Below are 12,476 nucleotides of genomic sequence, written 5' to 3' on the forward strand. Positions count from 1 at the left end.
GATCAGATGGGCAGCTTGCGGAAGATGGGCCGCGGGATGTGTCGCAACACCATCATCACGTACCTGAATGCTCCTGGCGCCCAAACCAATTCCTTACCTTTTGCGGACGCGGTCACCGCGAGGTTGGCGACGTACTCCTTGTCGACGGTAAGTGGCGCTTCTTTGACATGCGCGCTCATCCTGGTGCGAACCTGGCCGGGGCGAATCACCAGAACCCGAACTCCGTACTCGCGCAACGCCTCTGTCAGTCCGAGGTAGAAGCCATCCAGACCGGCCTTAGTGGAGCCGTAGACGAAGTTGGACCGCCGCACTCGCTCTCCGGCCGCCGAGCTCATCGCGATGATCTGGCCAAAGCCCTGGGCACGCATTTTCTCGCCCAGTAGCACGCCCACGGAGACAGCGGCCGTGTAATTGATCTCGGCTGCCAGCACGGCCTTGTGCTGGTTCTGCCAAAGCTCTTCGGCATCCCCGAGGATGCCGAAGGCCACGATGGCCACGTCGACGTCGCCGCCCGCGAAGGCCGCATCGATCATCTTGGGGTGACTCTCGGGGGCGGTGGCTTCGAAGTCGATCAGCTCGACCGAGCGCGCACCGGCAGCCTTCATCTGCGCGACGGCGTCGTCGCGACCGGGGTCACCGGGCATGGCGGCCAACAGGATTCGCGCGTGCGCGTTCTGTAGATAGTGCTCACAAATCGCCAGCCCGATCTCGGAGGTACCGCCCAGCAGCAGGATGGTCTGCGGGTTTCCTACGGCATCGAGCACCATTTAGAGCAGCTCCAAACGTCGGGCCATGTCGGAGGCGAAGACCCGCGTCGGGTCGGCCTTGCGGCGCACGGCGATCCACTCGTCGATGCGCGGATACATGGCGTGAAAGGTTTCGGCGGTGGTGCGTGAATCCTTGGCCGTGTAGACCCGCCCGCCAAATTCGAGTACCCGGCGGTCGAGTTCGTTGAGGAATTCGTTGATACCGGGCTTGTTGGGGAAGTCCATCGCGACGTTCCAGCCAGCCATCGGGAAACTCAGCGGCGCGCGGTTGCCCGGGCCGAACAGCTTGAACACGTTCAGCGCCGAATAGTGGCCCTGGGTCTGGATCCATCCGATTATGGCTTTGAATTCGTCCATCGCGTCCGGTGGAACCAGGAACTGATGCTGCGCGAAACCTGTTGGCCCGTAAGCATTATTCCAGCCGCTGACGAGGTCGAGCATGTGGTAGAACTTCGACAGATTCTGGATCTTGCCGACGTAGGTTCCGCCCAGCCGGTAGTACACCTCGCCGATCGCCATGAACGACAACTTGTTCATGGCGCTGACCGGAAATAGGTCGGGCACTGTCAACAGTTGTGGCGCATCGAATTTCAGCGGGTTCTTGGCGAGCTTTGCCGGCAGCTGGTCCAGCTTTGCCAGGCTGCCCCGGCTGATGGCGGCGCGGCCGAGTTTCGGTGGTGGGTTGATCAAGTCGAACCAGGCGCTGGAGTAGGTGTACCTATTTTCGCTGCCGTCGATGTGCGCGGCGACCGTCTCGTCGAGGTCCTTGGTGGCCACGCCGTCGGCGATGAAGTACGCGGTCTCGGTCGGCGTCATCGCGATGGTGGCGCGCAAAACGATTCCGGTCAGTCCGTTGCCGCCGACGGTCGCCCAGAACAGCTCGGCGTCTTCACTCGTCGGGCCGTCGGGGGTGATGGCGCGCACCGAGCCGTCGGCCATCAACAGGTCCATCGACCGCACATGGCTGCCAAAGCTGCCCGCGCTGTGATGGTTCTTGCCGTGGATGTCGGACGCGATCGCACCGCCGATGGTCACTTGGCGGGTTCCCGGTAACACGGGAACCCACAACCCGAATGGCAGCGCCGCTTTCATCAGGTGGTCCAGGCTGACGCCGGCGTCGACGTCGACCAACTGGGTGTCGGCGCTGATCGAGTGAATGCGGTTGAGCACCGTCATGTCGATCACCAGGCCGCCGCCGTTTTGCGCGTTGTCCCCGTAGGACCGGCCCAGCCCGCGCGCGATGACGCCCCGGCCGCCGGAATCGGCCACCCGGGCAACTGCCTTGGCAATCACTTCGGGATCGGGTGTCGAGAGCACCTGGGCCACCGACGGCGCGGTGCGCCCAAAGCCCGTCAGCCGGGTGGGGGTGGTTGGAAAGTCGGCGCTCAACATCGTCAAAGAGGGTACCGCTTGCGCGAGACGGGTCAGTGGATGCGGAAGATTACGACTCGCTGCACGATGAAGTTGATCACCGTGGCGGTGCCCTGTGCGATCACGAACGCGACGGGCATCGCCCACCCCGTGTAGTGCAACAACACCAGGCACAGGTGGTTGAGACCGACCTGCACCGCGAAGGTGACGGCATACAGAACCATGACCGCGACAAACCGCGCGGTGCTCGGTGAGGCCTGGAATGTCCATCGTCGGTTGATCAGGTAGGCGGTAACGGTGCCGACGATGAAACTCAGGGCCTTGGACACGTCGACCTGCAGGCCCGCCCCCCTGTATAGCGCCGCGTAGATGCTGAAGTCGACCACGGCCGCCAGCCCGCCGGTCACGACGAAGCGCATGATCTGCGTGGACAGACTCAGGCCCGCCGGCGCGGTATCGGACTCTGGGGGAAGCATTCGGGGAGTTTAACTAGGGCGTGCGCGCCCCAGCGTCGGCTACTTTGGCAGCTTCACCGAGATCAGCTCAACCTGGCTTTCGCCCTGCGGTGTCGAGTAGGTGACCTTGTCGCCCGCTTTGTGTCCCACCAGGGCCAGCGCCAACGGGCTGTGGGAGGTCAGTGTCTCGGCCTCGCGACCGACCGGGGTCTCCTCGACGATGGAGATCACGTGCATCTTGACGACTTCGCCGTCGGCGAATTTCAAGGTCACCTCGGTGCCACCGGGCAGCGTCGCGTCCTTGTCGGAGCGCGACGGCCCGGTCCGCAGCCGGCGGTCCAGTTCATTGATCCGGTCGCCGAGGCCAACCAGCTCCTCGGCTCGCTGGATTGCCTCCGCCGCGTCCCCATGATCACCGGTCATGCCGCGGTCGTCTTTGACCTCGGCCTCGAGGAGCGCGCGCCGCTGCCGCAGCCGGTCCAGCTCCGCGGCGAGGCTTTCGCGCGCCGCGTCCGCCACTGATTGGACTTTTTTAGTCACGTCCGTCGACCTTTCACGGTGTGTGCCAATTGCCTATTCGCCCTAGATCAGATTCGTGGCACTAGATTTTACACCAATTAGGCGCGGCCGCCACCGGTATCCGATAAGCTCTTGCAGTCGGTTCTTTAATGTATTTCATCGTTCGCCGATTTCATCCCCGTTTGTCCGTGGCGACTGGTGTATCGCCCGCCGCCATACGATGGATTTGCTGGGTAATGGGCCAAAGTTGATTAGATCTTGATTTGATTTGCGCATTGGGATTTTATTGCTCACGAACAGGATTCGCGCCGTCTTCGACCTTCTCCGGGTAACTCCCATTCAAGCGGGCTGGACTACTCACAAATTTCCTTCGAAACCGCGATTGCTGCGACATCTGTGGTCTCAGTGTAACGAACACCACCCAGCGTACCTGGTTTCGATGACCGCGGGCGTGTGGTTGTGGGCTGCATACTAAACCCTGCTGTGAGTTGCGCAACTATTCGCTTCTCCAACTATTCACTTCTGCAACGGCTTTCACGTCCGTAGCCATGCCAAGTGAGCGGGATTACACCATTCGATTTGCTATACGCGCGAAGGCGTGCCGACAAATACCCGATCCTGAAGGTGTGGCGTGTATCTCATGCGCAGCTGCGTCGGGAACGGTATTCAGCAAATGCGCGCGAGCTTCATCGGAGGGATAGATCCGTTGGTTGGAGTAAGGGGAAATATGGTGCTGAAAATTGCTGCGGTGTTCGCCTTTTTGATGGTAAGCACCGTGCCGCAGGCCAATGCCGAGACGCCATCGCAGGTTCCCTGCGGAAAACGCGATCGCATGATTGAGCATATCGACAATGAAGTGAGTGACGGTATTGGCGCGGTACGAATTGTGATCGCCCGAGACACTGGATGGTTTTACACTTCTGATGATAGGCGACAGGTGAGAGATGCCAAGGTTGAACTCGCCAGGGTCGATCAAGGTATTCATTACATCAAAGACCTCAACGCAGATAGCCCTATTCCAGGACTGGCTCCCTTGCTCGACAAGTTGGAGCGCGCCTCCCAAAATATGAATAGCGCTGTGCAGGCACTCATTACAAGTCACAGGCAAGGGCCTTACCTTTTTACGCCGAACGACAGCACGTGGGCCAGCATTGATTACGCCGAACAAAAGCGGAATGACATTTACGGTCACGTGATTAGTTTCCGCGGCAATTGCACGCCTTAGTGCTACAGCCGTAGCTGCGCGGAGGCGTTTTTTGCGCCGCGAGGGTGCGTATTACTGGTGTGATTCGCCGTTCGGAACCAGGCTTTCGTCGTCGTACTGCACGATGTCGCCGCGCAGCGCGTCGAAGATCGCCATGCCCTGCGAAACCAGCCCGGCGGCCACCTGACCGAGGCCCTCGGCGCCATTGAGCACCGTCAGGTTGGAGTTCGACAGGCCGATCGCGGCCTTCTCGACGATCTGAGGCAGCTGGTCGATGAGTGCCTTGTCCAGCGCGACGCGGTTGTGCGATGCCGCCGCCTCGGCCTGGATTTTCATCTTCTCGGCGTCGGCCACGGCCATGATGCGGACCCGTTCGGCCTCGGCCTCGGCGGGCTTGACCACCTCCGCGACCAGCTCCTGCTGGCGCAGCTCGGCGGCGCGCTGGGCCAGCTCGGTCCTCATCTGTAGCACCTCGCGCTGCGCCTCGGCTTCGGCCAGCGGGCCCGCTTGCGCGGCTTCGGCCTGAGCCTTGTCGACCTCGGCCTTGTACTGCGCCTTGACGATCGCGGTCTCGCGAGCGAATTCCGCTTGTTTGCGCTGGGACTCCTGCTCGGCTTCGGCCGCCGCCTGGTTGGCCTGGGCCTGAGCGATCTGCGCCTGCTGCTGGATAGCGGCGTTGTGTGGCGCCGACATCGCATTGATGTAGCCGAGGCCGTCGTCGTCGATGGACTGGATCTGCAGCGCGTCAACGCTGAGGCCGATGCGAGCCATCTCCTCCTTGGAGCCGTCGAGCACCTCGGTGGCCAGCTTCTGGCGTTCCCGGATGATCTGCTCGACGGTCATCGAGCCGATGATCGAGCGCAGGTGGCCGGCGAAGATCCGTCCGGTGAGCACGGACATCTGGTCTTGCTCGGACAGAAATCGCTGTGCGGCGCTGATGATGCTTTCGGTGTCGTTGCCGACCTTGAACGCGATCACCGCCCGGACGTTGAGCGTGATTCCTTGTTGGGTGACGCACTTTTCGCCTACCTCGGATTCGCACATGGCCAGGGTGAGAAAGCGCGCTTTGCGGAAGAACGGGAGGACGAAGGCGCCGTGGCCGGTGACGACGCGGAACGGGGCGTTGCCTTTTGCCCGGCCGCCGGAGATCAGTAACGCCTCGTCCGGGGAGGGCACCCTATAACCGAGCATTCTTGGACTCCTTACGATTCAGTGTTGCCTAGCAGGGGATTTCGCTCGTCACGTTCGATCAGGCTAGGTCCTGCTCAGTGGCGTTCCAGGGCTCGACCACCACGGTCCGCCCGCCCCGTTCTTCCACCACCAGGACCTTGCTGCCCTTCGGTAATGGGTCGTCGGACCATGCCAGCAGGGTCTCCTTCGATCCCCGGACGGTCACCACCACCTCGCCGGGGCCGCGGTCGCCGCGGGTGGCAACGACCAGCTTCCCGACACATCCGATTGCTGAGGCGTCGCTCACGATCGCATATTCCCCCACGACGGGTTTACGCGTCGAGTTTCGGCAGGTTTGCCCGCAAAGAAAAACGCCGGCACCGCGATCCGTTCGCTGTCGGACGTGATGCATGTGGAACCTTTCGCTGCGCACCGGCGCCTGCCAAATCGCCTGTTATCCAGGGTGTTTCCCGTCAACACAGCGTCTGGGAGGCGCCTTGGCGGATTCTCAAAGGATCCTTGGCGGCACGCTCGAACGCGCTAGACCCAGTAAGGCACCCGGGCGCGGTATTGCCGCATCGCGAACGCCGCCAGAATCCAGCCGACAACGGTCAGCGCCAGCACCACCGCCCAGTGCCGCAGCTCCTGGTGGGAGCCGAGCAGGGGGGCACGCACGATGTCGAGGTAGTGCAGCAGCGGGTTGAGTTCGACAATGCTCGACCAGCGCCCGGCGCCCTGCTGTCGCAGTGTGTCGTCGTTCCAGATGATCGGCGTCATGAAGAACAGCAACTGCACAATCGAAAACAGCAGGGGACCGATGTCGCGGTAGCGAGTCGCCAGGATGCCGAAGCACAGGGACACCCAGATGCAATTGAGCACGATCAGGCCTAACGCCGGAATCACCGACAGGTCGGCCCACGACCACGGTTTGGGGAAGATGATGGCGACGACGAGATAGATCACGATGTTGTGGCCGAACAGGATCATCTGCCGCCACACCAGCCGGTAGACGTGCACGCTCAACGGCGTCGGCAATTGTTTGATCAGTCCCTCGTTGGCGACGAAGACGTCGGCGCCCTCCAGGATGGCGGCGTTGATCAGGTTCCAGATGATCAGGCCGAGGGTGACATACGGCAGGTGTACGGCCAGGTCGAGGTGAAACAGCTTCGAATACAGCCCGCCCATCGCGACCGCAGTGGTTCCGGTCGCGATGGTGATCCAGAACGGGCCCAGCACCGAGCGGCGATACCGCTGCTTGATGTCCTGCCAGCCCAAGTGCAGCCAGAGCTCGCGACGGCGGAACCCGTCGACCAGGTCGCCGCGGGCCCGGGTAAAGGTCCGCGACTGCGCGGCGGCGTCGATGAATGTCATACGGGTCCTCCAGGCTTGCCGAATTGCTCACGACGTCCCAAGCGGCGCAACCGAATCCAATCCAGCAGGCCTTTGGGGTCGCGGCGGGAGATCAGGAAGAACCAACCGAACCGAACCCACTCCTGCACCAGCAGTTTGCGCAGACCCGGCTGCGACAACAGGTAGCCGCGGTTGCGGTAGGTGTAGAACCGCTTGGTGGGGTTGTCCGGATACTGGGTGTGCATGCGGCCGCCCAGGATCGGCCGGAATTCGTCGGATCCGCAGGGATGCAGGTAAATCGTGTCCAGGCAGGTCCCGAAGGGCAGGCCGGACCGAACCAGCCGGCGGTGCAATTCCACCTCGTCGCCGCGGATGAACAGCCGCATGTCCGGGACGCCGACCGCGTCCAGGGTGGACGCCCGGAACAACGCGCCGTTGAACAGTGACGCGATTCCCGGCAGTAAATCCTGCCCCGCTTCGGTACGCAATTCGCTTGCGCGCCTGCGCCATACCAGACCGCGTCGCAACGGGAACGCCAGCCGCTCCGGGTCGTCGGAGTTGCACACCATCGGCGACACCTCGGCCAGGCCGTGTGTTTGGGCGCAGGCCAGCAGCGTGGCCAGCACCCGGGAGTCCTGCGGACGGCCGTCGTCGTCGGCCAGCCACACCCAGTCGGCACCCTGGGCCAGCGCGTGCAGTATGCCCAGTGCGAAGCCACCCGCGCCGCCGAGGTTTCGGCGCGACGCCAGGTAGGTGGTCGAGATCGGCTGGGCGGCAACCAGGTCGCGGATCCGGCTATCGGCACCGCCATCGTTGTCGACGACGATCAGGTGATCGGGCAACCGGGTCTGCGCGCTGAGCATGCCCAGCGAGTTGGCGAGTTCTTGCGCGCGCCGGTGGGTGACCACGACGGCGAAGATGGATTCACTCATCCCCGGAAGCGCTTTGCGCCAGCGGTTTTCCGGCCCGACCCTGCAGGCGGGTCTCTTCGAGTACCTCGCGGACATGCCGTGCCGCGTCCTCGCCCTCGTAGCCGCGTACCACGTCTTCGATATCGCCGGTCTGGCGAATGACTCCGTGGTCGATCCACATCGCGGTCTTACACAGCCGAGCCAGGAATTCGTTGGAATGGCTTGCGAATACCAGGATTCCGGACCGCTCCACCAAGCCCTGCAATCGGGACTGGGCCTTCTTCAGGAAGTCGGCGTCCACGGCGCCGATACCCTCGTCGAGCAGCAGAATCTCGGGGTCGATGCTGGTGACCACGCCCATCGCCAGCCGGACCCGCATACCGGTGGAATACGTGCGCAGCGGCATCGACAGGTAGTCCCCGAGCTCGGTGAACTCGGCGATCTCGTCGACCTTGCTCAGCATCTGCTTTCGACTCTGCCCCAGGAACAAGCCGCGGATGATGATGTTCTCGTAGCCGGAGATCTCCGGGTCCATCCCGACGCCGAGGTCGAACACCGGCGCGACCCGGCCGGTGACCCTCGCCCAGCCCCGGGTGGGTTCGTAGATGCCCGAAAGTAGGCGCAGCAGAGTCGATTTCCCGGCGCCGTTGTGGCCGACCAAACCGACCCGGTCGCCCATCTGCAGCGACATGGTGATGTCCCGCAACGCCTCGACGACGACGACGTTGGAGTTGTTGCGACCGATCGTGCCGCCAGCCTTGCCCAGGAAGGCCTTCTTCAACGATCGCGACTTTGCGTCAAAGATGGGAAATTCCACCCACGCATTGCTGGTCTCGATATGCGGACCGCTAGGACCGGACACTGATGCCTGCTCTTACAGGTATTGCCCGGTGCCCGAGCCCGGACCGTGGCTCGGTCGCCCGATTCCGGGGGGCAGGGCTCCTTGGCGCATCTGCTCGAGCTGCGCACGGGCGGCCATCTGCTGAGCGAACAAAGCGGTCTGGATGCCGTGGAACAGTCCCTCAAGCCAGCCGACCAACTGGGCCTGGGCGATGCGCAACTCGGCGTCCGACGGATCATCGTCCTCGTTGAACGGCAGGGTGAGCCGGTCGAGTTCCTCGCGAAGTTCCGGCGCCAGACCGTCTTCGAGCTCCCGGATGCTGGTGGCGTGGATATCGCGTAGCCGCTTGCGGCTGGCCTCGTCGAGCGGTGCCGCACGCACCTCTTCGAGCAGTTGCTTGATCATGGTGCCGATGCGCATCACCTTGGCGGGCTGCTCGACAAGGTCGGTCAGGGAGCGCTCGTCGGAATCCTCGTCGTCGGCTGCCTCGCGAATCGCCATGATCCGCGGATCGACGCCACCGATGATCTCGATGCCGTCGTCATCGTCGTTGCCGTTAGTCAATACGGTCACCATCCTCTTGTGCTTCTATGGGCGGGGCGGTGTGGGATTTCCGCGCCACTCGTAAATCTTTGCTCCACCGTTGTCGTAGATCAGCGCCCACGACTTCGATTTTTCCAGCGACACTAGTCCGTCGGGTACCGCGAACCCGCGAACCGTGGGTGTGCTGGTGTAGATGTACCGGATATTGAGCGCCGTAATCGCCTCGACGACCTTCGGATCGGAAGTGCCGCGGCGGGCGTAAGCCCAGATGATGTAGCGCTGCGGCCCCGGGCCGGTCTGTTGCGGGTAGTCGTAGTGGGTCCACAGCGGATGCAGATCCGCCACCGCGTACATCCAGGCGGTGCCGTCGGTGTTGGCGTTGCCGATCAAGGTGTCGCGGGCGCCGGGCAGTTTCGACAAATACGCCATCGCCATCAGGTCACGCTGATCGATCATCACCGAGTCGTATTTGTCGCCGAACAGCACCAGGTGTCGATAGAAGTAATGCCGCGCGGTGAACACCGTCGTCAGCACCAGCAGGATCGCGGTAGCCGCGACCCAGATCGGCGTGGGGAATTCTTTGAACCGGCCGGTGATTCGTCTGGCGATCGCAACCGCGAGCATGACCGCGCCGAACAGCGCGACGGCTGCCATCGGTGTCACCAGCATCGTCACCACCGACGTCAGCCGGCGCGGATCGTTGTAGAAGAACTGGCTGAACTGTTCGATCACGGCGCCGGCCGCATTGTGAAACGGCGCCCCCGAGTAGATGGTTGCCACGGTCAGCACCAGCCAGATCGCCGCCGGCCACCAGATGCGCTTGTACAGCAGATACGCCATGCCGAGGTAGACCAGCACGATAAGGCCGTATTGGGTCGGGAAGTCGTTGAGGTGGCGGGTGTGCAGCAGCAGCGCATCGATAACGCCCTGCTTGGCGCTCTTGAAGCTGGGGAAGGCGTGCCCGGCGATGATGTCGGCCTGCTTGAGCACACCGATGAACTGCGGCGCCAGGATCAGCCCGGTCGGCACCGCCGTGGCAGCCAGGACTGCGATGTCGGCGAGTCGACCGCGGACCGGGTGCCACAGCACATCCAGCAGCCACCAGCCCATCAGGAACAAGATGACGATGAACCCGCCGGTCAGGTGCACCGACAGCGCACCGACCAGCGCCAGCACGGCCAGCGGTATGCGGTCGCGATGCCGCAACGTCGAGGTGATCAACACGAAGGTCGGGATCGCGACGCCGTAGGCCGCCAGGTTGGGCATCGCGGCCACACCGAACTCGACGTAAGGCACCGAGGTGAACGACGCGGACAGCGCTGCCGCGGTGGCCGCAACCGCGGCCGCCCGCCACGCGGTCGCCACCGGGCGCAGCAGATGCCACGACAGGATCGCTGCGCTGGTCGGAAACAGCCACACCGAGGCCGCCACCGAGCTCAGGGTGTAGCCGGTGGTCGGCGCCGCACCGGTGAGTTGGCAGAGCACCGCGATCAGGGCGTGGAACACCGATGGGTAGTACAGCGCCTGGTGGGTCTCGACGTTGCGCAGCTCGCCCATGTGCGTGGAGGACGCCTGCCCGGTGTCGAGCATGAAGCGCACCTCGTTGGCATGCCACACCGCATCCCAGGTGCTGGGGACGGACTGCCAATGAGTGATGCCGCGATAGGCCGCCCACATGATCAGCAGCGTGCCCAGCAGCACCCCGGCGGCCACCGCCAGCGCGGGCCAGCCACGGATTCCGTGGGCCTCGGCGTCGGTGTCGCGATAGCGGGTGAGCAGCACCTGCAAACACGTCACCGCCACGCACACGACGGCCAGCGCCGCGAGGGCCGTCCAACCGTTCCAGGGGATTCCGAACGCACCGTAGGGAATGATCGCCAGCGCGACGACACCGTAGGTCAGCGCCGGGCCAACTGCGACCGCGATCGGCCACGTTAGCTGGGCGATACGCGCAACGATTGTCCCCGGGGCGATCAGCAAAAACAGTGCGATCAGCGTTCCGAACCAGAGCCCCACTCGACTAGTATGGCTGGCCGGGTGACCTGGCTCGGGAAGCCACCGGTTGGCTCCAACGGCCGTGGCACCCGCTACCGTCACAATTTCGCGGAATTGCGGAAGCTTTAAGGTGGCTGGCATGGCTTATGACGTCGCCCGGGTGCGCGGACTGCATCCGTCTTTGGGTGACGGATGGGCGCACTTCGACGCGCCGGCCGGAATGCTGATACCGGATTCCGTCGCGACCACCGTCTCCACTGCGTTCCGCCGGTCCGGCAACAGCACCTCGGGTGCGCACCCGGCGGCGCAGCGCAGCGCCGCCGTGCTGGATGCGGCCCGAGGGGCCGTGGCGGATCTGTTCAATGCCGACCCGGCGGGCGTCGTGCTGGGGGCCGATCGCGCGATCCTGCTGTCGTCGTTGGCCGAAGCGTCGTCTTCGCGCGCCGGCCTGGGGTACGAGGTGATCGTCAGCCGCCTGGACGACGAAGCGAACATCGCCCCGTGGCTGCGGGCCGCCCATCGCTACGGCGCGAAGGTGAAGTGGGCCGAAGTCGACATCGAGAACGGTGAGCTGCCGACGTGGCAGTGGGAAAGCCTGATTGGGAAGTCGACGCGGCTGGTGGCGGTCACCTCGGCGTCGGGAACGCTGGGCACGGTCACCGATCTGCGGGCGATGACCAAGCTGGTCCACGACGTCGGCGGCCTGGTGGTCGTCGACCATTCCGCGGCCGCGCCATACCGACTGCTCGACATCAAAGAAACCGAGGTCGACGTGGTCGCGGTGAACGCCCTCGCGTGGGGCGGCCCACCGATCGGCGCGATCGTGTTCCGCGATCCGGCGCTGATCAACACGTTCGGTTCGGTCGCCGCCGATCCCCATGCCACCGGCCCGGCGCGCCTGGAGGTGGGCGCGCATCAGTTCGGTTTGCTGGCCGGCGTGGTCGCCAGCATCGAATACCTTGCGGCATTGGACGAGTCGGCGCGCGGCAGCCGACGCGAGCGGCTCTCGGTGTCGATGCAGTCCGCAGGCTCGTATCTGAACCGGATCTTCGACTACCTGATGGTCTCGTTGCGGTCGTTGCCGTTGATGATGCTCATCGGTCGCCCGGAGGTCCGGATACCGGTGGTCAGCTTCGCGCTGCAGGGCGTGCCCGCCGAGCGGGTCGTTCAGCGGTTGGCGGACAACGGGATCCTGGCCGTCTCCAACGAGAGTTCACGCGTGCTCGATGCGCTGGGCGCCAACGAGGTCGGCGGCGCGGTGACCGTCGGGCTGGCGCATTACTCGACGACGGCCGAAGTCGATCAGCTGGTGCGCGCGCTGGCGTCGTTGGGCTGAACGAATTCGGCCGA

General features: G+C 64.0%; 13 protein-coding genes. 2 read left to right on the plus strand and 11 right to left on the minus strand.

The window, feature by feature from the left end:
- Positions 1 to 2: 2 nt before the first annotated feature.
- The 4 genes from H7K34_RS25430 to H7K34_RS25445 all read right to left on the minus strand — a co-directional run bounded on the left by H7K34_RS25430 (position 3) and on the right by H7K34_RS25445 (position 3,133).
- Positions 3 to 767, minus strand: a complete 765-nt coding sequence (locus H7K34_RS25430) for a decaprenylphospho-beta-D-erythro-pentofuranosid-2-ulose 2-reductase (RefSeq protein ID WP_264064735.1) — start codon at positions 765 to 767, stop codon at positions 3 to 5.
- Entirely contained in the window at positions 768 to 2,159 is a 1,392-nt protein-coding gene (locus tag H7K34_RS25435; protein ID WP_165839935.1) for an FAD-binding oxidoreductase, read from the minus strand. It lies immediately after the preceding gene.
- Between the two features lie 32 nt (positions 2,160 to 2,191).
- Positions 2,192 to 2,557 (minus strand): GtrA family protein, encoded by a 366-nt coding sequence (locus tag H7K34_RS25440; protein WP_264064875.1) that lies wholly within the window; start codon positions 2,555 to 2,557, stop codon positions 2,192 to 2,194.
- A 96-nt stretch (positions 2,558 to 2,653) separates the two neighbouring features.
- Positions 2,654 to 3,133, minus strand: a complete 480-nt coding sequence (locus H7K34_RS25445; RefSeq protein ID WP_264064737.1) for a GreA/GreB family elongation factor — start codon at positions 3,131 to 3,133, stop codon at positions 2,654 to 2,656.
- 610 nt (positions 3,134 to 3,743) lie between these two features.
- Here H7K34_RS25445 and H7K34_RS25450 point away from each other — a divergent pair.
- Complete coding sequence (locus H7K34_RS25450; RefSeq protein ID WP_264064739.1) at positions 3,744 to 4,337, plus strand: hypothetical protein; 594 nt, start codon at positions 3,744 to 3,746, stop codon at positions 4,335 to 4,337.
- 51 nt (positions 4,338 to 4,388) lie between these two features.
- Here H7K34_RS25450 and H7K34_RS25455 read toward each other — a convergent pair whose 3' ends face one another.
- The 7 genes from H7K34_RS25455 to H7K34_RS25485 all read right to left on the minus strand — a co-directional run bounded on the left by H7K34_RS25455 (position 4,389) and on the right by H7K34_RS25485 (position 11,147).
- Positions 4,389 to 5,507, minus strand: coding sequence for an SPFH domain-containing protein (locus H7K34_RS25455; protein ID WP_264064741.1), 1,119 nt, complete (start codon positions 5,505 to 5,507; stop codon positions 4,389 to 4,391).
- A 58-nt stretch (positions 5,508 to 5,565) separates the two neighbouring features.
- Positions 5,566 to 5,793, minus strand: coding sequence for a hypothetical protein (locus tag H7K34_RS25460; RefSeq protein WP_108926514.1), 228 nt, complete (start codon positions 5,791 to 5,793; stop codon positions 5,566 to 5,568).
- Between the two features lie 233 nt (positions 5,794 to 6,026).
- Positions 6,027 to 6,857 carry a galactan export ABC transporter permease subunit Wzm/RfbD gene (gene wzm, locus H7K34_RS25465; RefSeq protein WP_108926379.1) on the minus strand — a complete coding sequence of 277 codons (831 nt, stop codon included), beginning with the start codon at positions 6,855 to 6,857 and terminating at the stop codon, positions 6,027 to 6,029.
- Entirely contained in the window at positions 6,854 to 7,768 is a 915-nt protein-coding gene (glfT1, locus tag H7K34_RS25470) for a galactofuranosyltransferase GlfT1 (protein WP_264064742.1), read from the minus strand. Before glfT1 ends, wzm begins: the two co-directional genes overlap by 4 nt.
- Positions 7,761 to 8,609, minus strand: coding sequence for a galactan export ABC transporter ATP-binding subunit Wzt/RfbE (wzt, locus tag H7K34_RS25475; RefSeq protein WP_264064743.1), 849 nt, complete (start codon positions 8,607 to 8,609; stop codon positions 7,761 to 7,763). The genes glfT1 and wzt overlap by 8 nt, the downstream gene beginning before the upstream one ends.
- Before the next feature lie 12 nt (positions 8,610 to 8,621).
- Positions 8,622 to 9,164 carry a bacterial proteasome activator family protein gene (locus H7K34_RS25480; protein WP_264064744.1) on the minus strand — a complete coding sequence of 181 codons (543 nt, stop codon included), beginning with the start codon at positions 9,162 to 9,164 and terminating at the stop codon, positions 8,622 to 8,624.
- A gap of 12 nt (positions 9,165 to 9,176) precedes the next feature.
- On the minus strand, positions 9,177 to 11,147 hold the full coding sequence (locus H7K34_RS25485; protein ID WP_264064745.1) for a DUF6541 family protein: 1,971 nt from the start codon (positions 11,145 to 11,147) through the stop codon (positions 9,177 to 9,179).
- Between the two features lie 118 nt (positions 11,148 to 11,265).
- On the opposite strand from H7K34_RS25485, the gene H7K34_RS25490 reads away from it, so the two are divergent.
- The gene (locus tag H7K34_RS25490; protein ID WP_264064746.1) at positions 11,266 to 12,462 is read left to right on the plus strand and encodes a cysteine desulfurase-like protein; all 1,197 of its coding nucleotides are present in this window, start codon (positions 11,266 to 11,268) and stop codon (positions 12,460 to 12,462) included.
- The last annotated feature ends 14 nt before the right edge of the window (positions 12,463 to 12,476 follow it).

This window comes from Mycobacterium montefiorense (assembly GCF_025823255.1).
GTDB lineage: Bacteria > Actinomycetota > Actinomycetes > Mycobacteriales > Mycobacteriaceae > Mycobacterium > Mycobacterium montefiorense.

What these genes read in the sequence shown, in the direction of transcription:
- wzm (WP_108926379.1), bottom strand. Translation starts at nt 6,857, where the DNA reads ATGACATTCATCGACGCCGCCGCGCAGTCGCGGACCTTTACCCGGGCC.
- H7K34_RS25490 (WP_264064746.1), top strand. Translation starts at nt 11,266, where the DNA reads ATGGCTTATGACGTCGCCCGGGTGCGCGGACTGCATCCGTCTTTGGGT.
- H7K34_RS25430 (WP_264064735.1), bottom strand. Translation starts at nt 767, where the DNA reads ATGGTGCTCGATGCCGTAGGAAACCCGCAGACCATCCTGCTGCTGGGC.
- H7K34_RS25435 (WP_165839935.1), bottom strand. Translation starts at nt 2,159, where the DNA reads ATGTTGAGCGCCGACTTTCCAACCACCCCCACCCGGCTGACGGGCTTT.
- H7K34_RS25455 (WP_264064741.1), bottom strand. Translation starts at nt 5,507, where the DNA reads ATGCTCGGTTATAGGGTGCCCTCCCCGGACGAGGCGTTACTGATCTCC.
- H7K34_RS25440 (WP_264064875.1), bottom strand. Translation starts at nt 2,557, where the DNA reads ATGCGCTTCGTCGTGACCGGCGGGCTGGCGGCCGTGGTCGACTTCAGC.
- glfT1 (WP_264064742.1), bottom strand. Translation starts at nt 7,768, where the DNA reads ATGAGTGAATCCATCTTCGCCGTCGTGGTCACCCACCGGCGCGCGCAA.
- H7K34_RS25480 (WP_264064744.1), bottom strand. Translation starts at nt 9,164, where the DNA reads ATGGTGACCGTATTGACTAACGGCAACGACGATGACGACGGCATCGAG.